23 protein-coding genes and 3 tRNA genes are annotated in these 23,818 nt (G+C 46.0%); 25 read left to right on the plus strand and 1 reads right to left on the minus strand.

Features of this window, described 5'->3' with window-relative positions; genetic code table 11:
* Nucleotides 1–60: 60 nt before the first annotated feature.
* The 11 genes from H5T88_06795 (at nucleotide 61) to H5T88_06845 (ending at nucleotide 11,409) form a co-directional block, all read left to right on the plus strand.
* On the plus strand, nucleotides 61–795 hold the full coding sequence (locus H5T88_06795; GenBank protein ID MBC7330052.1) for a 2-oxoglutarate oxidoreductase: 735 nt from the start codon (nucleotides 61–63) through the stop codon (nucleotides 793–795).
* On the plus strand, nucleotides 738–1,733 hold the full coding sequence (locus H5T88_06800; GenBank protein MBC7330053.1) for a hypothetical protein: 996 nt from the start codon (nucleotides 738–740) through the stop codon (nucleotides 1,731–1,733). The genes H5T88_06795 and H5T88_06800 overlap by 58 nt, the downstream gene beginning before the upstream one ends.
* Before the next feature lie 18 nt (nucleotides 1,734–1,751).
* Nucleotides 1,752–2,468 carry an SIS domain-containing protein gene (locus H5T88_06805; protein MBC7330054.1) on the plus strand — a complete coding sequence of 239 codons (717 nt, stop codon included), beginning with the start codon at nucleotides 1,752–1,754 and terminating at the stop codon, nucleotides 2,466–2,468.
* Between the two features lie 267 nt (nucleotides 2,469–2,735).
* Entirely contained in the window at nucleotides 2,736–3,914 is a 1,179-nt protein-coding gene (locus tag H5T88_06810) for a glycosyltransferase family 4 protein (GenBank protein ID MBC7330055.1), read from the plus strand.
* A 65-nt stretch (nucleotides 3,915–3,979) separates the two neighbouring features.
* Nucleotides 3,980–4,294 (plus strand): hypothetical protein, encoded by a 315-nt coding sequence (locus H5T88_06815; GenBank protein ID MBC7330056.1) that lies wholly within the window; start codon nucleotides 3,980–3,982, stop codon nucleotides 4,292–4,294.
* A gap of 65 nt (nucleotides 4,295–4,359) precedes the next feature.
* Nucleotides 4,360–5,430, plus strand: a complete 1,071-nt coding sequence (locus tag H5T88_06820) for a hypothetical protein (protein MBC7330057.1) — start codon at nucleotides 4,360–4,362, stop codon at nucleotides 5,428–5,430.
* Nucleotides 5,431–5,442: 12 nt separating this feature from the next.
* Nucleotides 5,443–6,345 (plus strand): zinc ABC transporter substrate-binding protein, encoded by a 903-nt coding sequence (locus H5T88_06825; protein MBC7330058.1) that lies wholly within the window; start codon nucleotides 5,443–5,445, stop codon nucleotides 6,343–6,345.
* Nucleotides 6,346–6,350: 5 nt separating this feature from the next.
* The gene (locus H5T88_06830) at nucleotides 6,351–7,061 is read left to right on the plus strand and encodes a metal ABC transporter ATP-binding protein (protein ID MBC7330059.1); all 711 of its coding nucleotides are present in this window, start codon (nucleotides 6,351–6,353) and stop codon (nucleotides 7,059–7,061) included.
* 1 nt (nucleotide 7,062) lies between these two features.
* On the plus strand, nucleotides 7,063–7,875 hold the full coding sequence (locus H5T88_06835) for a metal ABC transporter permease (GenBank protein MBC7330060.1): 813 nt from the start codon (nucleotides 7,063–7,065) through the stop codon (nucleotides 7,873–7,875).
* A gap of 79 nt (nucleotides 7,876–7,954) precedes the next feature.
* Nucleotides 7,955–9,760 carry a transglutaminase domain-containing protein gene (locus H5T88_06840; protein MBC7330061.1) on the plus strand — a complete coding sequence of 602 codons (1,806 nt, stop codon included), beginning with the start codon at nucleotides 7,955–7,957 and terminating at the stop codon, nucleotides 9,758–9,760.
* A gap of 83 nt (nucleotides 9,761–9,843) precedes the next feature.
* Nucleotides 9,844–11,409, plus strand: a complete 1,566-nt coding sequence (locus tag H5T88_06845) for a hypothetical protein (protein ID MBC7330062.1) — start codon at nucleotides 9,844–9,846, stop codon at nucleotides 11,407–11,409.
* 117 nt (nucleotides 11,410–11,526) lie between these two features.
* Here H5T88_06845 and H5T88_06850 read toward each other — a convergent pair whose 3' ends face one another.
* On the minus strand, nucleotides 11,527–13,494 hold the full coding sequence (locus H5T88_06850) for a carbohydrate binding family 9 domain-containing protein (protein MBC7330063.1): 1,968 nt from the start codon (nucleotides 13,492–13,494) through the stop codon (nucleotides 11,527–11,529).
* 276 nt (nucleotides 13,495–13,770) lie between these two features.
* Here H5T88_06850 and H5T88_06855 point away from each other — a divergent pair, with 276 nt between their 5' ends.
* The 14 genes from H5T88_06855 to tuf form a co-directional block, all read left to right on the plus strand.
* Nucleotides 13,771–14,964 carry a radical SAM protein gene (locus tag H5T88_06855; protein ID MBC7330064.1) on the plus strand — a complete coding sequence of 398 codons (1,194 nt, stop codon included), beginning with the start codon at nucleotides 13,771–13,773 and terminating at the stop codon, nucleotides 14,962–14,964.
* Complete coding sequence (locus H5T88_06860; GenBank protein ID MBC7330065.1) at nucleotides 14,948–15,934, plus strand: type II secretion system F family protein; 987 nt, start codon at nucleotides 14,948–14,950, stop codon at nucleotides 15,932–15,934. Before H5T88_06855 ends, H5T88_06860 begins: the two co-directional genes overlap by 17 nt.
* A gap of 115 nt (nucleotides 15,935–16,049) precedes the next feature.
* Entirely contained in the window at nucleotides 16,050–17,273 is a 1,224-nt protein-coding gene (locus tag H5T88_06865) for a (Fe-S)-binding protein (GenBank protein MBC7330066.1), read from the plus strand.
* Nucleotides 17,270–18,169: a hypothetical protein gene (locus H5T88_06870; GenBank protein MBC7330067.1), complete on the plus strand. Its 900-nt coding sequence runs from the start codon at nucleotides 17,270–17,272 to the stop codon at nucleotides 18,167–18,169. The genes H5T88_06865 and H5T88_06870 overlap by 4 nt, the downstream gene beginning before the upstream one ends.
* Before the next feature lie 478 nt (nucleotides 18,170–18,647).
* The gene (locus H5T88_06875) at nucleotides 18,648–19,727 is read left to right on the plus strand and encodes an ABC transporter ATP-binding protein (GenBank protein ID MBC7330068.1); all 1,080 of its coding nucleotides are present in this window, start codon (nucleotides 18,648–18,650) and stop codon (nucleotides 19,725–19,727) included.
* A 55-nt stretch (nucleotides 19,728–19,782) separates the two neighbouring features.
* Entirely contained in the window at nucleotides 19,783–20,352 is a 570-nt protein-coding gene (locus tag H5T88_06880; protein MBC7330069.1) for a hypothetical protein, read from the plus strand.
* Between the two features lie 6 nt (nucleotides 20,353–20,358).
* Complete coding sequence (locus tag H5T88_06885; protein ID MBC7330070.1) at nucleotides 20,359–20,904, plus strand: hypothetical protein; 546 nt, start codon at nucleotides 20,359–20,361, stop codon at nucleotides 20,902–20,904.
* A complete protein-coding gene (locus tag H5T88_06890) occupies nucleotides 20,904–21,869 on the plus strand; it encodes a tRNA 4-thiouridine(8) synthase ThiI (GenBank protein ID MBC7330071.1) in 966 nt (321 codons plus the stop codon). The genes H5T88_06885 and H5T88_06890 overlap by 1 nt, the downstream gene beginning before the upstream one ends.
* Before the next feature lie 74 nt (nucleotides 21,870–21,943).
* Nucleotides 21,944–22,888: a CapA family protein gene (locus tag H5T88_06895; GenBank protein MBC7330072.1), complete on the plus strand. Its 945-nt coding sequence runs from the start codon at nucleotides 21,944–21,946 to the stop codon at nucleotides 22,886–22,888.
* A gap of 181 nt (nucleotides 22,889–23,069) precedes the next feature.
* A tRNA-Thr gene (locus H5T88_06900) sits at nucleotides 23,070–23,144 on the plus strand.
* A 7-nt stretch (nucleotides 23,145–23,151) separates the two neighbouring features.
* A tRNA-Tyr gene (locus H5T88_06905) sits at nucleotides 23,152–23,238 on the plus strand.
* Nucleotides 23,239–23,240: 2 nt separating this feature from the next.
* Nucleotides 23,241–23,316: transfer RNA gene (locus tag H5T88_06910), tRNA-Thr, on the plus strand.
* 28 nt (nucleotides 23,317–23,344) lie between these two features.
* Entirely contained in the window at nucleotides 23,345–23,614 is a 270-nt protein-coding gene (locus tag H5T88_06915) for a hypothetical protein (GenBank protein ID MBC7330073.1), read from the plus strand.
* Between the two features lie 81 nt (nucleotides 23,615–23,695).
* Nucleotides 23,696–23,818 (plus strand): elongation factor Tu (gene tuf, locus H5T88_06920; protein MBC7330074.1); only part of this gene is annotated, 123 nt, incomplete at its 3' end.

Consider the following 23,818-nt stretch of genomic DNA (forward strand, 5'->3'; position numbering starts at 1 on the left):
TTAAATCTTTAACATTTAGCTGAAGGCATGTTATAATTTATTAAAAACAAAGGAGGGATTATGAAAAAGGTCTTCGCTCGCTCAAAGGTTCTCTCTGATGTTGATTTCACCTATTGTCCCGGCTGCACTCATGGAATTGCCCATCGCCTGATAGCGGAAGCCATTGAAGAGCTGGGCATCTTGGAGAAAACCATAGGGATTTGCCCCGTGGGCTGTGCTGTTTTCGCTTACGAGTTCTTTGAATGTGACATGATTGAAGCTGCTCACGGAAGGGCGCCAGCGGTTGCAACTGGTGTCAAGAGGGCTCTACCAGATAGAATCGTCTTCACCTATCAAGGCGATGGGGACCTCGCATCAATCGGGATGGCGGAAATAGTTCACGCTGCTGCGAGAGGGGAGAATATCAGCGTTTTCTTCATCAACAACGCCGTCTACGGGATGACCGGTGGGCAGATGGCACCCACCACCATCCTCGGTCAGAGGACGACCACCTCCCCCTATGGTAGGCAACCCGAAAGGGAAGGTTATCCCATAAGGGTATGTGAACTCCTCTCAACCCTGGATGGTCCCGCCTATATAACACGGGTAGCTCTCACGAATCCTCGCTATGTGCTTCAGGCTAAAAAAGCGGTTCTCAAAGCCTTTCAAACCCAAATAGAGGGAAAGGGCTTTTCCCTCGTGGAGATGCTCTCAGCTTGCCCTTCTATTCTCGGGCTCAAGCCAATTGACGCATTAAAGTGGGTGGAGGAAAATATGATTCCAATCTATCCGCTTGGCGAGTTCGTTGTAAAGTGAGGCTTATGGAGTTCATAATTGGCGTAGATGGAGGAGGAACGAAAACCCTTTGTGCTCTTTGGGATGAGGAAGGGAATCTTTTAAATTGGTCCAAAGAGGGACCGTCAAATCCTTTATTCATAGGTTGGGACGAAGCCAAGAGGGCGATTGTTGAGGCAGTTACAAGAGTTGCGAGTTCGCTTCCCCCCAATGCCCGTGGCACGATAATAACGGGCGGTGGAGGAACGCCCAGCACGAGGGAAGAGCTTTCCAACCTCTTCCCTAATTGGAGAATACTGGAAACGGGCGATGTGGAAACGGCGCTTAGAGCAGCTTTACCGATGGGCAAAGAAGGAGTCGTTGCGAGGGCAGGAACGGGAAGCTTTGCGGTTGGGCAGGATTCTGCGGGTAATAGGAAAGTAATAGATGGGCTTGGTCCCCTTTTGGGAGACGAGGGCTCCGCAACAGATATAGGGTTGATGGCTTTGAGGGCAGTGGGAAGGCATTTTATGGGGAAAGTCCATTGCCCTCTTCTTGCGGAGAAGGTTCTCAGCAGCTTCTCAGCCAAGTCGCTTGGGGAACTTATCCACCGCCTTCACGCCGAAAATGTCAAAAGGCATCAGATATCATCGCTGGCGAAGTTGGTGTGGGAGTGTAGGGAGGAAAGGGTATGCAGGGAAATTCTTTGGGAGGCAGGGAAACGTCTTGCCCTCTCTGCTCTCAAAGCTGCTGAGTATCTGAAATTGCGAAATCCCTCCTTTTTCGTTGGAGGGAGCGTCTTCAAAGCGAGGGAGGTATTCGTCTCTTTCAAAAGAGGGGTAAGGAGAGCTTATCCCAACGCTCCTGTTGATTACTCTCCCCTTGAGGCATTGGCTGGTGCCTTCATCATAGCAAGGGGAGGAGAGGTTTCACCCCCAATTAGAGAAAAGTTGAAAGAGGTAAACAAACTATACTTATGAAAAGGAGGTCGTTAAATAATGTCAAAAGGTTTAGAGTATCTTGAAAAAGTGAAGGAGCTCATAGAGAAGGTTAAGACGACGCAGGGTAAACACATTGAGGAAGCTGGGAAAGTAATCGCTGATGCGATAGCGAAGGGAGGGATAATCTATTTTTGCGGCTCCGGACACGCGAGGATGATAGCGCTTGAGGGAGTAGGGAGGGCTGGAGGCTTCATTCCCGCTGATGCAATTCCCGAAGGGCCGGAACAAGAGGAGGGTGTGGGGAGGGAGATAATAAAGAAATTCAACTTTCCACCCCATTCCGTTATTGTTGTCATCTCCAATTCTGGAAGGAATCCTTTCACAATTGATGTAGCTCTTCAAGCGAAGGAAATGGGTTTAAAGGTGATAGCGATAACGAACCTGAATCATTCCCGCTCGGTGTCATCACGACATTCAAGCGGGAAGCGCCTTTTCGAGGTGGCCGATATAGTGATAGATAACTGCGGCGAGCTCGGCGATGCGATAATGAAGGTGGAAGGAACGGATGTTCCTGCAGGAGCGACCTCAGGTGTTATCGGCTCGGCGATTGTGCAAGCGATGGTGGTGGAGGCGGCTGACCGTCTCGGGCAGATGGGGATAGAGCCTCCGCTTTATCTCAGCGCCAATATAGACGGAGGACCCGAACATAACAAGAGGATTGAAGAACTCTATAGGGAGAAGTTGCAGAGGGCAAGAGGTGAGCTCAAAGAGTAAAAAGAAGTGCCGTTAAAAATCGGGTTAAAAGAAGAGAGGCAGAAAAAGTTAGAGAGGGAATTGGAGAGGATAATTCCCATCCTAATCCAAATTTAAGGAAAGGTTATGTATGAGGTGTAGGAGCGAGAGATGGTTTGCGCAGGCGATATATGATTTATTTAGAGGATGTGAAGAGAGCGGTTTCCCTCTCGAAGAAAGCCATGGAGGTGGTGAGGGAAAAGATGGGGCATAAAAATAAGTGATTATTTTAAGAGGAGGTAGAGAGTTGTGAGAGTGTTGATGTTATCTTGGGAGTATCCCCCTAATATTGTCGGTGGATTGGGGAGGCATATGGGAGGATTATGCCCTGCTCTGGCGAAAAAGGATGTGGAGGTCCATATAATCACATCATCTGCTCCCGACCTCCCATCCTATGAGGAGAAGGACGGAGTCCATATTTATAGGGTTGATGAGAATTTCATCTTTCCCTTGGATTTTTCCAATAAAATCCATCAACTGAACTTCGCGGTGATTCAAGCTGCTATTCCTCTTTTGAATAAAAACAAATTCCATATAATACATACCCACGATTGGCTCAATTGTATGGCGGGGAGGGTTTTGAAGCACGCTTATAAGATTCCCCTTGTTGCGACTATTCACGCCACGGAATTCGGCAGGAGGGGAGGATTAACAGAGCCGATTTCCCGCTATATTCACTCTCAGGAGTGGCTTCTCGGTTATGAGGCTTGGAAGGTCATAGTTTGCAGTGAGGCTATGAAGGAAGAGGTTATGAATGTTCTCTCCATTCCACCCGATAAAATTGAGGTTATCCCAAATGGGATAGATTTAGAGAGGTTTGATGTAGAAGTGGAAGAGGGCTTTCGGGAGAAATTTCTTGCGCCCTATGAGAAGATGATTCTCTTCGTGGGGAGATTGGTTTGGGAAAAGGGGGTTGATGTCTTGATTGATTCTGCTCCCTATGTTCTTGCTCGTTTCCCGCAGGTTAAGTTCATCGTCGTGGGTAAGGGAGATGTAGAAGGGTATAGGGATAGGGCAAGGAAGCTCGGAGTGGAATCCAAATTCTTCTTTACCGGCTTTTTGGATGATTTGAGTGTAGCGAAGCTTTATAAGTGTGCGGATATATGCGTTTATCCCAGCAGATATGAGCCTTTCGGAATCGTCGCGTTGGAGGCTATGGCGGTGGGGATACCGCCTGTGACTTCAAATGCGAAGGGATTTAGCGAGACCGTGAGAAATGGAGAGAATGGGATAATCACACAAGTGGGTGACCCTCTTTCCCTTGCTCAGGGAATTTTGTTGCTTTTGGAGAATCCCAAGTTAAAGAAGATGATGGGGGAAAGGGCAAGGCGCTTGGTTTTGAGAGAATTCAGGTGGGGAAAAAACGCGGAGAAAACAATAGCCCTCTATAAAAAGGTGATAGAGGAAAGGAAAAGGGTTAAGTGGTAGGTTAAACTATCAATTGCGTCAATTTTTATTTTGCAAGTTTATAGAAAGCGGTTAAAATTATATTTATGAAGATGAGAGGAAGACTGGTTTTAACATGGTTGTTAATAGTGGTTTTCTCACTCACACCTCTCGTCTTTGCTCATTATCATCCTATCCCTCAACATTTCAAATTCTTCTCATCCATAGAGGAAAGCGAAGGTATATCTAACGATATACCTTGTCCCATTTGTGAGTTTGAGACCGCCCTTCTTTCCCTTTGTTTCCTTCTTTCACTTGCCCTCTGCCTTTCACTTTTCGGCTTATCTTATGTTATCTTAACTCCTCTCCATCACGAGCGAGCCTCAAAGAGGAATTATTCAATCAGGGCTCCACCTCTTTAACCCCCTTAACCCATAATCACTCAAAGAATCACATTTCTCAACAATTCCCAAAGGAGGTGTTTAATATGCGTCTTATTCCTCTATTGTCCTTATTAGTTTTGGTTTTGATTCCCTTTACTTTTGCTCAGGATGAAAACACAACCGCAGAGGAGGAAACCCCTCCACCACCACGAGGCAGCATAATGAAGGCTCTCCAGCTGCCGGAGATAAGCATTGTAGGTAATATCCATACGCTATTCTCTTCAAATAAAGATGATGAGGACAGAAACAAGGTAAAGCTTGAGGAAGTGGAATTAGCGTTGCAAAGCTGGATTTACCCCACGATAAGAGGGGATGTGATAATAGCCATTCATGAGCATATAGAGCCTGCTACGGGCGAAAGACACTCCCATGCACATATTGAAGAGGGATATGTGAGTTTCCTTAATTTAGGGAAGGGGTTCACGCTTAAGGCGGGAAGAATGAGGGTAGGCTTGGGCAAGGAGAATCCCATACATCCCCATCATCGCCTTTATGTTGATAATCCCAGCATCCTCTCCACTTTATTTAGCGAGCATGGACTAATCTGTGATGGAGCCACTTTGAGTTATCTCTTCCCCACCAAGACTTTCACTCAACTTGACCTTTCTACCTGGCAGGTGGTCTTCCCTGAAGATGGAGAGGGAATGCCCGGGTTGGAAAAGACTCTTCACACAGCACGATTGTGGATATCTACTCCCTACAAAGATGGAGAGTTGGAAACTGGCTTTAGCCTTGGTAGAGGAGCGGGCGATGAGCCTATAAAGATATACGGATTGGATATGACCTTCAAGCGATGGCCTGGGTCCTTCGGAAGGGATTTGCTCCGAGCGGAGTTTTTCAAAGCTGAGCACGCAAAGGACAAGGTGAGCGGATGGTATCTTTTGGGCGCACATAAGTTCACGAAGTATTGGGAAGGGGCGCTGAGGCTTGATAACTCTCAGCTCGTGGACGGAGGGAGAGAGAAGGCTTTATCTCTAATCATTAGCAACTATCTGACTGAAACGAGCATCCTTCGTGTTCAATACCAATACGCTGATAACCCGAAGGGAGCAGATAACCGCTTATGGGTTCAGGTAATCTTCGGTATGGGTCCTCATGCCCATCCCTTGGAGTAGGAGGTGATAAGAATGAGGAACATTTGGAGGATATTTATTTTCTTATTTCTTCTCTCTCCAGCCTTCGCAAAGCTAAAAGTTGTCTGCACTTTGCCAACCCTCTCATCAATAACAAAGGAAATAGGCGGAGATAAGGTAGAAGTGATTACACTTGCTCCAGGCGATAGGGACCCCCATTATGTTGAGCCTCGTCCGAGCATGGTTGTGAACTTGCGGGATGCCGATTTGCTGGTGAAGGTTGGGATGGATTTGGACATGTGGGTGGATGCTCTCGTTGATGCTTCCCGTAACAAAAAGATTATGTGGGGCTCGCCCGGCTATGTGGATTGTTCCGTGGGGATAAAGAAGCTGGAGGTCCCCAAGGGGCGGGTTAGTATGAAGGAAGGAGAGATACATATTTATGGCAATCCCCACTACTGGCTCAGCCCGGATAACGGCGAGAAAATAGCTAAGAACATCTTGGGAGGACTGCTCAGGGTTGCGTCAGCAGGCGACAAGGAATATTTCAAGAAGAGAGCGGATAGCTTCATATCTAGATTGAGGGAGAAGGCGAAGAAATGGAAAGGGGAGTTGAAACCTTACAAAGGGACGAAGTTCGTTTCCTATCACAGGAGCTTCTCCTATTTCGCAAAGTATTTTGAGCTGGATTACTTCGGCACCCTGGAGCCAAAGCCGGGAATTCCTCCCTCAACAGCCCATATAGCTAATCTGATAAAGGGTATGAAGAACGAGGGCGTGAAGATAATCTTCTTGGAGACGTATTATCCGCGAAAGTTTGCCGATATGGTGGCTAAGGAGACAGGAGCTAAGGTTGTGGTTGTTCCCACAGCGGTGGGCGCGTTGAAGGAAGCGGATGATTATTTTTCCCTCTTTGATGTGATTATCAGCAGGATAAAAGGAGCTTTAAGGGGGTGATGGGAATGGGGAAGCCATTATTGGAATTCAAGGATGTTTATTTGGGCTACCGAGGGGAGGTTATCCTTCCCTCGGTTAACCTCCTCATAGAGGAAGGAGATTTCCTGGGGATTGTGGGTCCGAATGGGGCGGGGAAGACTACGCTTTTAAGGGCGATAGCGGGAGTCTTGAAACCTATGAGGGGGCAGGTGATTCTCTATAAGCCAAACCTCTCGATCGGCTATGTCCCCCAGCGCTCACTTTTGGACGAAGTTCATCCTTTAACCGCTTTGGAAATAGCGTTAATGGGGCTTTACAGAAAGGTAGGAGTATTGAGGAGGGTTAAGAGATACGAGGAGAAGGCAAGGGAAGCTTTGAGGATTGTGGGATTGGAGGGTATGGAGAAGAAACTTTATAGGGAGTTGTCTGGGGGGCAAAAACAGAAGGTTCTTTTGGCGAGGGCGCTCGTCAGCGAGCCAGAGGTTCTTCTTTTGGACGAGCCGATTACGGACCTTGATGTTGCATCACAAAAGGCGATGATGGATTTCCTCTCCAATCTGAACAAGGAAAAGGGCATAACAATCCTACTCGTCAGCCATTTGTTGGACGTCGTGGCTGAAAGAGCTGATAAAATAGTGATGCTTGGCGATGGCAAGGTAGTAAGCGGTAAGAGGGAGGAGATGCTCTCTCCTGAGAGGTTGAGAGAGTTTTTCGGACTTCCCATAGGAGGTGTTTGATATGTGGCATTCGCTTGCGGAGGCTTTCTCTTTCCCATTTATGAGAAATGCTCTTTGGGGCTCTTTGTTAATCGGATTAATGAGTTCAATTGTTGGCCTATATGTTGTTTTGCGGAGAATAGCTTTTCTGGGAATTGGGTTGGCGCAGGTTTCCTCCCTTGGAGTGGCGATAGCGACATTTTTCGGGATAAATAAGAATTTTCTCGCCTTAGTTTTCGTTCTCCTCTGTCTACTTCTCCTCGTTTTAGCCACGCGGGGGAGAGAGAAGGTGCCGAGGGAAGCAACGATAGGAGTGATTTATTCATTTTCTCTCGCCCTTTCACTTCTCTTTCTAGCGAAAAGCGCCAAAGGAGAGGCGGGAGTTCTGGAAAGCCTCTTCGGCAATCTCCTAGCGATTCGCGGTGCAGATATAAGGAACATCCTCATAGCTTTTATCCCCGTTGCCTTAGCCTATCTTCTTTTCAACAAGGAGATTACAGCTACATCTTTCGACCCCGAATCAGCGAGGGCAATGGGATTAAATACACAGCTTTGGAACTTCGTCTTCTATCTCACTGTTGGGGTAGTTATTGCCTATTCAACGAGGCTTTCCGGTGTTTTCTTCTCCTTTTCTATGTTGGTTATCCCTCCCTTTATCGCCCTCTTAGCCTCACGCGGGCTTCGGATGGCATTTCTCCTTTCTGTAGCTGTTGTCATTCCCTCGGTCATAATTGGGCTTTATCTCTCATACATCTGGGACTTCCCGCCTAGCGGAATGATTGTCGTGCTCCTGTTTTTCTTCCTCCTGATAGCGGGATTTATAAGGAGAAGTTGATTGACTGATTACAGATATAGTAATTAAACTTCTCTTAATGTGTATTCACAACCTCTTTGATAAAACATGTTTTTTAGCTGTGCTCTTTTTCTTGCTTTGTAATTGGGCATTTACCTCCTATGGCAAGGAAGGAACGCTAAAATTTCGGATGGAAAACATCCAAATACCCGCGAGGAAAACCGTCGTTTTCCGCATAGCTAAAGGGAAGATTTCCCTAATTGAGAATCCTGTAAAGTTAACTAAGCTGGGCGAAAGGGCTATCAGTGTGGTTCCCAATTGGCTAAAAAAAGATTTAGTCGACAATTTGAGTAGGCTTGAGCCATCTCTCCAAGATAGATATGCCGGACTGATTTTGAATTGTCCCGATAGGAAATATCTGGACGAAATCGCCTTCTCTATAGCCCACATCTCAAGCGAAGTTTTGAGGAATCCTTCCTTTGACTCCTCACTGATAGTTGAGAATGTTAGGGAGATTTATGAGGCGGATAAAATCCTTGAATATGTGGAGCTCGTTGAAAAGGAGGGATACACAACAGCAAAGTATAGGTTGAAAGTTGAGGGCAAACCGATTGAGTATGAGCTTCCTCGGGATTACTATTACTGGTTCGTCGTTCATCCCCAGTTCTTTTTAGAGATGCCAAGGAGGATTAAGGGTTATTTCTGGCGAGAATACTTTCTCAATAAAGCGGAAGAGGGTTATCCCAAGCTGAGGGATTTGCTTAAGGGGGTGAAGTTTCTCTGGGATAAAAAGCAATTGGGAATCCAGAAGAGCCAGCTGGAAAACAATGAGGGAATCCTCAGCTACGCCCTATCAAGGATAGGTTTGTGGGTAATGAAGCAGTTGCCCAATGGGGTACCATCAAGGAGGAGGTCCCTTCAGCCAATTGAGGTGTTGGATGGGCATAGGGGTTCCTGCACGGAGAACCAAACGGTTTTAGCTGCCGCGCTTCGCTCAGCCCTCATCCCCAGCGCCTATGCGAGGAATTTTTCCGAAGACCACGAGTGGGTGGAGTTCTTCATGCTGGGTAAATGGCATCCCATCCAAACCGATAAGGGTGGTGCCTCCCTTGAGATAGACTTACCCGCGGGGATATCCTACGATAAGGATTATGGGGCATCTAAGGAGCTCTCAAGTGTCTCTTTGGTGAGAGGGGATGGCTATATAATTGAGAGGGTTGCCGGTCATTCAAAGACGATAGAGGTGAGGTTGAAAGTGGTAGATAGCAAGGTAAAGCCGATAGATGATGCCTTGGTCAGCGCCTTCACTCCCTTCTATCCCAACACATCAGGAGAATGCAATGCCCTTGCCACATTTGGTTATACCGATATAAAAGGGGAATGTCGCTTAACTTTGGGGCAAAACAGAGATTATCTAATAATAGCCGAAGTAGGGGGAGAGAAAAGCGAAGGGTTCAGCATAGAGAAGGGGGAGGAGGGAAGGATTTACGAACGAACTCTTGTTTTGCCAATGGAGAAGGAGTCATTAAAGGAATTCGTGTTTCCTCTTGCTCAAAAGAAGAAGTCCTCCACACTTTCCATTTCCTTCAAAATAGAAAATATCATTTATGGCGAGAACATTTTGTGGGATTTCAGAAGACCAGAGGTGCGTCCGTTTTTCTCCCAGAGGTCAGAAGGAGGAGAGGCAATTATGTTTCTTTGCGATAAGGATAATTACGAGAAAGTCAAAAAGAGAGAGAAATTCTCTGCCGAAATTTATCCTTTAAAAGGGAACGGCAGGATAAATATTCCCTATGAAAAAGGGAAGGAATCTTATCTCATCATTTATAACGATTATTGGAGGACGAAGCTAATTGTAGATTTGGATATAAAGGAGGCTAATGGTTTAAAAGACGAGGAATTTGCCTTAAAACCGAGGATTAAATGAGAAAGCAAAGCCATTTGCTTTTCATTTGGCTCATTTTTATTTGTATCTCTTTCTCAAGGACACAGGAAAAGGAGGCAAAAGCTATGGAGAGAATTCCTTGGTATTCCGCCGACCTTCGCCGAAGGTTGGAGTTAGCCACTTGGTATCTCTTTGGGATGCTTGATGCTGATAGGGATGACGAGCCTTATTTCTTCATTGCCAGAAGGGATGATGGAACTGCCTTCGCCGGTCATGCGATTGAGATAGGTATTCCCCATGTAACGGGTAGGGCAATAGATGCCCTCTTCTTTACAGAGGAGGTCCTCGGAAAACCCGTCCCTAAAAAGGCGGAAGAGGTATACACTCGCTATCTCTTTCAATGCTTTGACAATGAGGATTTCCTTCCTTCATTTTATCACCCGGAAACGAAGAAGAGGGGAGTTGAGTTTCACAATATGAGGGAGGGATTGGAGGGTCTAACTTGGCTTATTAAAAGGAGGAACAGCGAGAAAGCGAGAGAAGTAGCCCATAAGATGCTACGCACATTGGATAGCATAACGGACGAGAAGGGAATGCTATCCTTGGAGCTCGTTCGCAAAATCGGAAGGGAAGGGGTATTTCAGGGGATAGGAGATGTGCAAACGACGACTGCGGGACGGCTTGTGGGTCCTCTATTGCGCTATTACAAAGTAACTGGCGACCCATTGGCTTTGGAGTTGGCTGATAAATATGCAAGAAGCGTGATGGAACGCTCGTTCACCAAAGAGGGGCTCCTCACCGACCTGGCGGGAAATCACATCCATTCAATAACCTCTTCACTGAGCGGCATATTGGAATATGCCATAGAAATCGGAGATGACGAGCTTGTTGAGAAAGTTAGGAAGGTATATGAGGTTGGGCTGAGGGAATTTTATAGTAGTTACGGATGGTGCAAGGAGATTGCCTGGACGGAATCGGACCAAGGGGAAGTAAATCAAATCGGCGACCTTATCCAGATTCAGCTCCTTTTAGCGAAATTCAGGAACCCGAGGTATTATGCCCAAGCGGAGATATTTATGCGCTCCGCTCTCCTTCCAAGCCAAGTTTTGGAAAATGATTTCATAGAGGAGAATCCCAATCCAAAGGGGGATTTTGAACGGAATATGAAGGAGCGGATAATCGGTGGCTTTGGCTTTCCTACGCCAAACGCCCATCTCCAAACTCCTCATTCTCCCATCAACACGATAGATATAACGCAGGGAGCGGTGCAAGCCATTTGCGAGTTCGCAAAGCACATAATAACGGAAACGAACATGGGAATACAGATAAATCTCCTCTTCAGCTGGGAGAACGAGTTAGGGAAAGTGGAGAGTTTTCTCCCCAAAGAGGGGAGGATCGTTGTCTATCCTAAGAAACCCTTAAACATCCTTGTTCGCATACCAAGGAGGATAGAACCAGGCTCTTTGCGGGTGGAGGTCAACGGGAAGGAGATAAAGGGAATCAAGATGGGCGAATATCTTCTGTTGCCCAACAAGTCAATCAACGAGAAATTCGTAGTAACTTTTGCTCCCCATAGATATGATACTTTTGAGTTCGTTTATCATAAACCATATCAAATAAGCTGGTTCGGCGAGCAAGTTATAGGTATATCTTCCGTAAACGGAATTTATCCTTTATTCGGAGATTGGTGATAAAGGATTTAATATCGTTAAGATAAGTTATCCAATCCACTGAGTATCAAGCGATTAGGTTTAGGGGTTGTTTCCTATTTGAACTTTCGTCTTAATATTTTGGGGAGAAATTTTCCCTCACCAAGGGCTGATGTATTTGATTGCCACTCTCATCTTGGTGTCAATCCCCAGCGGGTCGCCGAGGACCAAATAGAAGTCCCTTTTCCTCTCTCCTCTCTTTCTTATAACAGCGCTTATATTTCTGTGGCTTTCCGTATCCCGAAAGCCGTAAATTCGCAAAACGAGATAGAAATCCCTCCCTATATCATAGGAGACTGAACCCCATAACTGCTGGGCAGAGCTCCAGCCGCCGTCTTCTGAGCCAACCCATCTCTTCTCAAAATTCAAACCTATGTTCAATCTATTGTCCATCATTTGGCGTCCTATTCCCCCTGAGGCGAATTTGTAGGGGAGATTCGTCCTTATTCCCTCGCCGTAGCTGAAGCCTATATTATATTTTTTCTCGGGAGAGCCGATCCCAATGGAGAAATTCGTGAAGTTGTCCCTATAAGGGTCATAGAATGTTATGTCTCGTCCAAAATCCAATCTAATGTCTCCCCTCAGCCCCAGGGAAAAGCCAAAGCTCTTGGATTCAGATTTCAATCCACCTGTCCAATAATGTGAGCGATTATAGTTAATCCTCACCCTATAATATTCCCACCATTCCTTCCCTCTCGGCGCGGAATCCCTGTAGAATAAACCGAATCTCGTCGCCTTTATTCCGGTTTCCCCTATCAATTGGAGGTCTGCCCAGAAGTCAGGGCTTATCCCGGAGAAACCTCCAAAAATTCCTCCTCTTTCTCCTAACCTAAACCAGAAGCTCCCCTCATAAGTTGAACCTCTTGAGCCGGGCTCGTTAAAACTAGAAGCGTAATGGAAATTAAAGTTATAATCCTCCGTGCCGAATCCAGCTCCCGCACCTATCAGCAGATTCTTATGGTCCTTCTCATATCTATTTTGAATCGTCATTCCGATGTAAGATTGATAGGTTGGGTTGTGGGAGAAGTTGAAGACGGTATCGTTTCTGAATGGCGAAAAGCGGGCACAGTTGATGATTCCTATCTGATTCTGCCCTTCTTTGCCGAAGGCTTTAAAGCCCAAATCGAATTTATCTATCCTGCGGGAATAGAAAGCTCCGAAATACTCACTTCCCTCAGTGAAGAAGGGACGCTTATCCGGAAGCCATCTTTCTGTATATGAAATATCTATGCTCTCATACACTGCCTCAATATCGCTGTAATCGGGATAGAGGGTTAAAGCATATTTGAAGTCGGGGGTGAGGAATTTGTTCGCATCCAAGCCCATACGCCAGTTTGTATCAGGTCCAAACCCTCCCACCCAGTAGGGAAGAAGTTCAAGGCGAGAGTTGAAAGGGATGGAGGAGAAATCAATAGGACCTATCAAACCGAAATCATCCACTCTTCCTGGAACATCCTTAGTGAATGACCATAGAGTCTCTTCTCTCAATCTCCTTATATCGCGGCGAAAGTTTATTCCGAAATAGCCCTTTCCCTTGCGAGGAAAAGCCAAGGAAACGAGAGATAACCTCACTTCCGCTACCCATCCCTCTTCCGTTATCTTCGCCACAACATCCCAATCGCCATCCCAATCCCAATTGCCCCATTTCCTATCCTGCTTTGTTCCTATTGCATTGAAGCGGAATGAGTAATAATTCCTCCTGTCAAGATAGGTGTCTATCCTGATTTCAAAAGAATCATCGGAGCGCATTCCACCATCCCTTCTCCTCTGGAGAGCCATTATCTGCTCAGGATGTTTGTCGTAGCATTTAACCGCGAAATAGAGGTCTGTTTTATGAAGGACGACCTTGAACTCTGTTTTCTCGGAGGGAGGAGCTTTTCTTATCGGGTCAGATTGAACGAAGTCGTCAATCCATTCAACTTCATTCCAACATTCATCGTTGAAGAGGGCATCTAATAAAGGTGGGGTTGAGACCTCCTTAAGGTTTATTATCTTGTTATTGCAGAAAATTGGAGAGCTAATAAATAAAACTAACAATATTCTTTTAAGTAATCCGAGCCGTTTCATATCAAGCTTATTATTATTGCCCCATTGCAAGAATTAGGCAACCCATTTGTATAATTCCATAGAATTTAAGAGTTTTTAGGAGATTTCCCATATTGCCGGACTTAAGCTTGGTTTCGGAAAATCAACTTCTTCCTTTCGTCATCAATATTTTTTATTGCCAAGCCCACCTTCGGTAAGTTTGCAATGACAGTGACCCTATCAAATAAGATTTTGAGAAGCTTCCCTTTTATAAAAGCTGGCGATGAGAGTTGGTTATATTTGCAAAATCCTTTGAAATTGGTTAAATTTATCTTGATCGCCTTGAAAGGGAATGTGGTCATCGTAAACTCGTCTAAAGAGATTCACGGCTGGTGGCATCCCCTCAAGCCTTATGGAAGAAGGGAATGCACCTCCGAACGCCTGCTGCTCAATCCCTATATCGGTTGCCAACACTCCTGTCCCTTCTGCTATGCCCGCACTTTCCCCGGGTACTTTGAGGAATGGAGGGAAAAGGGCAATATCTTTGTCTTTGAAAACTTCCCTCAATCCGTGGCAAGGCAACTTGATAAATTGAAAATCGCCGCCTGCGGATATCTTAGCCCCGTAACGGACCCATTCCAACCCCTTGAGCAACAATTCCATCTCTCTGAACAATTAGTGAAGGTATTCGTGGAAAGAAATCTCCCCATTGAAGTCATCACGAAGGGGAAAATCACCCAAAATGTAATGGAGCTTCTTAGGAAGCAGAAGCATTCTTTTATTCAGGTATCAATCCTCACCTGGGATGAGAATTTGCGGAAGTTGCTCGTGCCAAGAGGTGCAAGCACGGAAACCCTCTTGGATAATTTGAGGAGAGCCAAGGAGGTGGGAATTTATACAGTGGCTCGTTTAGACCCCATATTCCCTTACATAACGGACAACCCTGATGACCTGCGAAGGCTGGTGAGGACAGTAAAAGAAGCTGGGGCTAAGCACATCGTGGGGAGCGTAGTTGATATACCTGTTAAGACGAGAAGGGAGGTTTTCTCCCTCCTCGCTCGCATAGATAAAAAGCTGATCCCTGCTTACAGAGAGCTCTTTCAAGAGAAGATAGGCTATTCGCTTCACGCCAAGATTGATTATAGGAAAAAGGTTTTCTCAACTCTCAGGAAAATCTGCGATGAGGAGGGATTGACATTCGCCCTCTGTATGGAGTTTGCCCTAACAGGAAGGGAATACGAGGGAAAGCCAGTGGTTGAGGGATTGAATAAGTATTTCGCATCCTCAAGGAACTGTGAGGGGATAGATGTGCCGATTTATGTGAGGAACGGGGATAAATTTGAGCCCTTGAATTGCGATGGCGCCTGCCTTATTTGTGAGAATCCCATTTGCGGGATTGAGGAGTTAGCTGGAGGAGGCGCTTGGCGCCTCTCGGATTATATTAGATGGTCCAAGAGGCTTGTGAACATCCCTTTATGGAAAGGAGGTGAAAGAAATGTTTGGACAGGCTGATTTGGCGCATTTCTTCCGCGAGATGCAATATCAATTAAGCGCGGGCGTCGGAGTTGTTCAAGCCTTAGGCGCTATGGAAGCGCAAGCCCATCCATTTTTGCGGCCTGCAATTAGAAGGTTGAGGGAGGAGGTAAGCCAGGGGAAACCCCTCTCCACAGCGATGGCGAGATTCCCCGATGTATTTTCCCCGCTCATCATCAGCATCATTCGGGCAGGTGAAGCAAGCGGAAAGCTTTCAGATGCCTGCGGAAACATAGCTGGGATATTGGAGAGAGACTTAGAGCTGAGGCGAAAGCTATCTATGTGGACATTCTATCCGAAGCTGCTCGTTGTTGTGGCTATTTTCATCATCTTTTCTTTTCGTCCATTGATGGTAGGGATTTTATTGGGAAACAAATATGCTTTTTATGAAGGGCTGAAATACATAATAGTCGGCGCCCTTCTTTTCGCCTTTTATTTCGTCCTCGTTAAGCTGATTATTCCCCCAAGAGTTTACACTAAAGTCCTTGATGCATTGAAGTCCGCACTCCCTGGCATTACCTCATTAGCGAGGAGATATGCCCTTGCCCGTTTTCTAATCGCTCTTTCCCATCTTTACGCCGCTGGTGTATCGCCCTCCGAGGCTTTGAGGTTGGCAGGAGAGAGTTCGGGTAATCCGGAGATAAAGAGAAAAACAGAGGAGATAATGCGGAGGGTATCTGCGGGGGAGAGGTTATCCAACGTTTTGGATAGTGCAAGGATACTCTCGCCCTCAGCTGTGAATATGTTGAGAGCAGGTGAGGAGGGTGGGAGATTGCCTGAGGCTCTGGAGCAGGTGGCGCAAAGATTGGAGGAAGAAGCAGTTGTTTCAAGCCACCGTTGGGTAATTGCTTCATCAATCGGCTTTTACCTTTTCGTACTGCTTATATTTGGGTATTACATCCTTTCCTCCTACATCAGCTATTATTCCCAGCTTTTGTCAAATCCATAGCTACCAGTTAATTGCTATTTTGGCGGTTTAAGCAAATGAACAGGCTCCAGTAGAGGATAGAGGGGGTATCTTTAATTGGTTGTTTTTATCTATTTTTATGCCATAATATTTTTGTATGATGACGGAGGAAATCGTTAAATGTATGAAATGTGGTTTTTGCCGGGCTGTTTGCCCGATTTTCAGCGAGCTCAAGACGGAGCCTTATTCTCCGCGGGGCAGGCTGCAGCTCATCAAAAACCTCGTAAAAGGGGCTGTTCATTTCTCTCCTAAATGGCATAATCCGATATTTCGCTGTCTCATCTGTAAAGCCTGTGTTGAGGAGTGCCCAAGTGGTGTTGAGTTGGACCGACTCTTTATCTCAGCAAGGGCGGAGGAGGTAAAGGACAAATCGCTTTCCCTTGGTAAGAAAGTCGTTTTTCGCTATTTTATGCGGGCGAGGAGGATGTTCCCTTTCTCCGTTATAATCCTTGGAATCCTCCAGAGAATCACCCTTCTTTCCTGGCGATTCAGCCCCGCTAGGCTATTCTTCCCCCTTCTTGGTATGCCTATGGGGAGGTCCATCCCCACCTTCACCCTCAAACCCTTTCTCTCGCGCAATCCTGAGGTTGTTCCCGCTAAGGGAGAAAGGAGAATGCGGGTTGCCTTCTTCGTCGGCTGCGCCACAAATTATATATACCCCAATATAGGAGCTTCCCTTGTTGATGTTCTCACCAAACTCAGTGTGGAGGTCGTGATTCCCAAGGGGCAGATGTGCTGTGGGACTCCTCTATATATAAGCGGGGATATAGAGGGGGCGAGATATCTGGCTCAGAGGAACATAGATATATTCTCTTCCCTTGATGTTGATTATATCGTATCCGCCTGTGCTTCCTGTGGCTTATCCCTGAAAAGGGAATGGAATAGGATTTTGGGATTGGAGTGGGATTCCTCAAGAGTAAGGGATATAAGCGAGCTGTTGTTGGAGCTGGGATTGCCCGAGGGGCTCCCTGAATTTTCTCAAAAATTGACATATCACGACCCTTGCCACTTGAGGAGAGGGCAGAAGATTTGGTTGGAGCCGAGGAAGATTCTCCAAGAGGTTGCGGGTGAGAACTTCATAGAGATGAGAGAGGCTGATAGATGTTGTGGTGGAGCGGGAAGCTTCAATTTGTTTTATTATGAGACCTCCCGTGCTGTGGGCGAGAGGAAAAAGGAGAATATTTTGGAATCAAAAGCGGAAGCGGTTGCCACGGGTTGTCCTTCCTGCATCATGCAATTGAAGAGTATACTCCCCAAAAGGATAAAGGTTCTCCATCCGGTGGAGATAATTGATGAGTTGTTAAAGAAAAAGAAACAATGAGGAAATTTGTTTTTATCATTTTAATCTATCTTCCTCTAATCGCTGACCAGTTTCCCGCAGAATTCTCTTCCCAATCCCTTCCCGACTTTCCATTTGAAACGATTGAAATTGCGGAGAGGAAGGCTTTATTCACCTCAAAACCCTTCTTCCCCCCAAATATAATCCAAATTGACCCCGTTCATAAAGCGAGATTCAATCGTCTTCTTTACGGCTATGTTGAGGAAAATGATAGATACAAAATGGTTTTTCGCCTATATTTTCCCTCTCGTTTTCTCTCTTCTTCGGGCAACGATTATCTAACTTTGGCGAAAAGGATACTTGCCTATTCCTTATATTTTTACATTTTGGGGAGTAAATATCTTGGGAAGACATCACAATGGAGCAAGGATGGGATAGTGGATATATGGCTTTGCGAAGGTGGGGATGCGGGAGGGGAGCAGGTGGGGAGGAATATCTATTTTTATCAAATTGAAAAGGATAGGGAGGAGGTGGAATTGATTAGGGAGGTGGCTCACGAGTGGGGGCATCATATTATCCCTCCCATAGGTCCGTATGAGGAGCCCGAGGAGTGGGCGAATGGATGCATAGGGGAAAGATTGCTTTTAAAACTTCTCCTTGATAACCTGCCCTCCTCGCTTTCCTTTTTAAGGGAGAAATTGGGTGTTTATTTGAAGGAGAGGAACGAGGAAATTTTGCGCTATTATCGTCAGGCTGGCGATTCTCAAGAGCTTTTAAGGGATAAAGGCAAGAGGGGGTTTCTATATATATGGGGATATATTTTGGATATTAACGAGAAGAGGGGAGAAGGATATTTGAGGGAGGTCTTTGCGAAATTCAGGGGAGGGTCTGGAGATGAGCTGGCGAGGCTTTTGGATGTAAAGTCCTCAATTCCTTAACAAGGGTCTTCCGCAACGAGGGTCTTCCGCAGTGGCAGAGTATGCTGGCTTTTGTAATTGCGAGTCTTCTGATGAGGAGTGGGGCTGTCGTTCCTTTGTCCTCTGTAATTGCAGTCTGCCGAAGGGGGCGAGGCAATCACTATCAAAAACGAGATTGCTTCGTTATTGCTCTAAAACATATAAATGTAGTTTTTGAACTCCTTTAAAAGTTTCTTCTCCCTTCCTTAGTTTTGCTCTAAACCTTCGCCCATACCAGTCGATAAAATTGTTATTGCGAGGCTTCCCTAAAGGGAAGCCTCGCAATCTCGTTTTAAAAAGAATTATTAATAGGAGTAGAATCGGCAAAGTTAGCTTTCGACGTTTCAAGAAGCACAATTCTCAAGAAAACCTAAAAGATCGAAGGAAGACTCTCCGTGGAATTATACAAGTAATTGAAAAACCCTATTTTTTATGTTAAAATAAAAATGGTTGATGATTCTTGCTTGAAGTAAGAAATCTATCCATCACATTGGGAGAGTTCAAATTGGTTGATGTTTCCCTCCAAGTGGAGGAGGGAGAATATTTCATCATTTTGGGTCCTACAGGAGCAGGTAAAACTGTCCTCGTGGAATGCATCGCGGGTATCCACCATCCCAAGCAGGGTGAAATTTATTTCAGAGGGGAAAGGATTGACCGCCTGAAACCGGAGGAGAGAGGGATAGGCTATGTTCCTCAGGATTACGCTCTTTTCCCCCATATGACGGTGAAGGATAACATAGCCTTTGGTCTTCGTATCCGCAGAGCTTCCCCATCCCACATAGAGGAAACGGTGGAAAAATTAGTTAATCTTCTCCGCATAAAGCACCTTCTTCATAGATATCCTACTACCCTCTCTGGAGGGGAGAAACAGAGAGTTGCCCTTGCCAGAGCGCTTGCAATCAATCCTAACCTCCTTCTTTTGGATGAGCCTCTTTCCGCCCTTGACGAACAGACAAGAGAGGAACTCTGTCGTGAGCTTAAACGTATCCATAGGGAAACGAATATGATGATAATCCATATAAGCCATAACTTGGAGGAGACCTTTTCCCTTGCCGATAGGATTTGCATACTGAACGAAGGGAGAGTTATGGCGATTGGCAAGCCAGATGACCTTCTGAACCATCCCCCTAATTATTTTGTGGCATCCTTCCTAAGAACGGGAAACATCTTCAAGGGCGATGTTATAAGGGAAAACGGCTGCTTAAAGTTTAAAAACGAGCACATGGAGCTACTGCTTCATGACGGGGAAGAAGGGGTAGCGTTCGCAACGATTCGTCCTGAGGCTGTTATGCTCAAAAAGGATGGTGTTCCCCAAACAAATACTTTGAAGGGCAAGATAAGCTATATATTGGACCAAGGGCATTTTTACAAATTAGGTGTTGATATAGGTGGGATAGAGATAGTAGCTATGCTAACCCGCCCAGCGCTGAGGGGAAGCAATTTGGTAGAAGGGGAGGAGATATTCGTCCATTTAGACCCTTCAGCAATTCACATCTTCAAGGAAGGAGTGATGCGCGAAGATGCAAAACGGGCAGAATAGATTGTTTGTGATTATCTTTTTTATTGTTGTAATATCTGCCTTTGCCTGGCTTCTTATGAGAACAAAGACCGGAAGCGTTAGAACGGTTAGCGGGCAGGGTGCACAGGTTAAAGAGGGAGGAAAGTTGGAGGTATCAATTGATACCTTGGAGAAGGCGTGGAAGGAAGCGAAGAAGATGGAGAAGATGCAGAGCATTCCGGGGAAGGGACCTATGCCACCTCCTTCCTCAAATCAACCGATTTCCCAAGGCAAACTCCCTCCGATGATGATGAAGATGGCGCAAAGCTATACGAGAGAACTGGGAACGAAGGAGGCGAAGGTTAGAGTTGATGCATTTTTGCCCATGGAATCCTGTCAAGGTCCTACGATGCAGACACTTGAGAAATTGGGCAAGCAATATAAGGACAAGGTTTACATTCGCACATATCCTCTCTTCGGACCAGCTGCCGGGCAGGTGGGAATCCACTGCTCTACAATCTTTATAAATGGGAGGAATTATGTAAAGGTTAATGGGAAGGAAATCGTATTCGGCTCTCAAACGACTCACAATGTCCAACTTATAGAGAAGGCAATTAAGCAAGCAATTGCAGAGGCTTATGCAACTCCCCAGCAAAAAAAGGAATGAGGAGATATGAAGAGAGTAGGGTTTATTATTCTTTTAATATTGCTCGTTATAGCGGGAGCTGCCATATATCTCCGCACGAAAGGGGAAAAAGCAGCTCCACAGGTTGCAAAAGAAATGGCATCTTCCTCGGAAAAGCTCTATTTGCCCATAGAGAAGCTTGAAGAAGCCTGGAAGGAGGCAAAGAGGACAAAAGGGGTTGGAGGCTTACCGATAACGATTAAGTACCCCTTGGAAATGGGAAATAAAGATGCAAAAGTAAGGGTTGACGCCTTCTTTCCCGGTCCGGGAGAAGGCTTGGTGACCTCAACAAATGTGATGGAAAAGCTGGTGGAGGAATATAAAGACAAATTATATGTTAGGATTTCCATTTTGAGCGGGAGGATGCCTGAGCTTTTGGGGTTTACTTGTGCGGCGATTTTCATCAACGGTCGGAATTACATAAGCGTAGATGGGCAGGACATTGTCCTGATGCGCCATGCTACCCACGATGCTTCAACTGTTGAGAAAGCGATTAGGCAGGCGATAAAGGAAAACTACGGCGCTTCCCCGTAATGAAGGCGCTGGTTTTGCTATCTGGCGGATTGGATAGCATTCTCGCTATGAAGCTCCTTTTGGAGCAAGGAATAGATGTTGTTGCTGTCCATTTCGTAAGCCCGTTTTTCCGGTCTCATTGGGCGGTGAAAATGACGCAGGAATGGGGAATCCCCCTCTTGGAAGTTGATATCACGGACGATATTTTGGAACTCTTGAAGGCTCCTCCCCATGGTTTCGGCTCACAGATGAATCCTTGCATTGACTGCCACGCCCTTATGTTGAGAAAGGCAAAGGAGATTATGAAGGAAGTGGGAGCGAGTTTTGTGGCAACGGGTGAGGTTTTGGGAGAAAGACCTATGTCTCAAAACAGAAGCGCTTTGAGGATAGTGGAAAAGGAGAGCGGATTAGAGGGATTGTTGCTTCGTCCCTTATCAGCAAAGCTCCTCCCTCCTACCATCCCGGAAAAGGAGGGTTGGGTGGATAGGGAGAAGCTGCTTGATATCCGGGGCAGGAGCAGGAAAAAGCAAGTGGAGTTGGCGGAGAAATGGGGAATAAATGATTACCCTTCACCTGCAGGAGGATGTCTACTCACCGACCCCCAATTTAGTAGGAGATTGAGAGATTTAATGGAAAACGAGGAATTGACGAAGGAAAATGTTATTCTTCTCAAGATAGGGCGACATTTTCGCCTTCGGAAAGGCGTTAAGCTTGTGGTAGGAAGAAATAAAGAGGAGAACCAGAGGTTGAGGGAGCTATTTAGAGAAGGTGATTTTCTCCTTCAGGCATATAGCCATAAAGGTCCAGATGCTATATTAAGGGGGAGTGTCTCTGAGGAGGAGATAATATTAGCTAGTAAGATAGTGGCAAGATATTCCGATTTAGGGAAGGGCGAGAAACTGCTTGTCAAGGTTAAGGATGGCGGGGAGAGGGAGATGGAGGTTGAGAGGGCTGAAGAGGAGGTGGTTAGGAAGTTAATACTCTAAAGACGTTCGCTTTCTTCTTTCTTTTCCCCTTTCTTGCTCTGTCGGATATTAGAGTAGTGGCGGTTGGGGACTTTATGCCGGGAAGCTCATATCCTTCGCCCCGTCTTCTTCCCGAGAAAAAGCTTGAGGAAATCAGCGCGAACATAAAATCCCTCATGCCCGAAGCGGATGTAAGATTGTTCAATTTAGAGGGGGTTTTAATTGATGGAGGCAAACCCGCTAAGAAGGTTGGGAGGTCATACCATTTCGCCATTCCCACTCGTTATGTGAAGTTCATAAAGGAGATGGGGTTTAACTTAGCGAGCATAAACAACAATCATATATTGGATTTTGGCTGGGAGGGATTAAGGAACACGATTAAGGTATTGGATGTTAACGGGATAAAATGGGCTGGACCGAAAGGTGGATTTGGGGAAATCGTTGCTGATGGCAAGAGAATATGTGTTATCGCTTTCGGCTTCATAAATAGTGAAAAATTCTATTCCATTTTAAACCTCTCGGAGGCGAAGAGGGTCGTTGGGGAGTTGAAGAGAAATAACGATATTGTCATCGTTTCCGTTCACGGCGGAAAGGAAGGCTACGAGAGAACCAATAGCCAGATGGAGATATCTTTCAACGAGAAGAGGGGGAATCTCGTCTCTTTTTGTAGAGGCGTTATAGATGCGGGAGCGGACTTGGTTATAGGACATGGTCCCCATTTGCCGAGGGCTTTGGAGTTATATAAGGGGAGGCTTATCGTTTACAGCCTGGGAAATTTTTTCACCTATGCGAGGTTCAATATAAGGGGAGCGTGTGGATACGCTCCTATGCTTTATGTCGTCCTTGATGATGAGGGAAATTTCAAGGAAGGGAGGATAATACCCTTTAAGCAGGTTGGAGCTGGTTTCCCCGTGTTTGATAAGAAGGGGGAAACGATTCGCTGGATGGAGAAGTTAACCAAACTTGATTTTCCCACAACTCCCCTGATAATAGAGAGAAACGGTGAAATCAAGGTTAAAGATAAGGCTACGATAAAGTAGCGTGGATAATTTCAGAAGAGATTGGACTTGCTGAAAATCAAAGCCAACCCTTTGGGGGAGAGTTCTTTTTGTCATTATTGGCATTGCACAAGGAATGGGGATTTCAAAGCCGATATGTTATGGGAATTATACAAATTGTTGACGAAGCATTATAGCTATTGTTATAATATTTATCAGCGAAGCCGGTGTAGCTCAATGGTAGAGCAGGTGATTTGTAATCACCGGGTTGCCCGTTCGAGTCGGGCCATCGGCTCCAGAGAGATGGAGGGGTGCCCGAGCGGCTAAAGGGGACAGACTGTAAATCTGTTGCGCGTAGCGCTTCGGAGGTTCAAATCCTCCCCCCTCCACCATCGCCCACGTAGCTCAGTCGGCAGAGCGCGCCCTTGGTAAGGGCGAGGTCTCCGGTTCGAGTCCGGTCGTGGGCTCCAGAGTGGGAAAAGACAGGAGGAAACAAAGATGAACGCCGTCTCTATATTTTTAGGTATCTCCAGCGCCATTATTGGAATAGGTATTATTGTGATTGGTGTGTATGCGGTTCTCTTGGCTAAGAGAACGGATATTTTAGTTAAAACCGAGGATGAAAGGGCAAAGCGGATGATGGAGGAGGGGAAGAAGGAAATAAACGAGAGGATAGAACAAAGCAGGAGGGAGAGTGCGGAGCGGATAGAGCAGATGAGGAAGGAAGGGGAGATGACGAGGGATGTGATAAAAGCGAAGGAAAGTTAATGAACTTCTCTTGAGCAAATCTTGAAAATTGCGTCTTGAAAGGTAAAATTTATTTAATTAAGGAAGGAGGAGAAACGATATATGGCAAGAGCGAAATTTGAGAGAACGAAGCCACATGTTAATGTAGGAACTATTGGACATGTGGACCATGGCAAGACGACGCTCACCTCGGCGATAACCCTCGTCCTTTCCAAGGAGGGGTTG

Source organism: bacterium, from assembly GCA_014360495.1.
Classification (GTDB): Bacteria; Armatimonadota; JACIXR01; order JACIXR01; family JACIXR01; genus JACIXR01.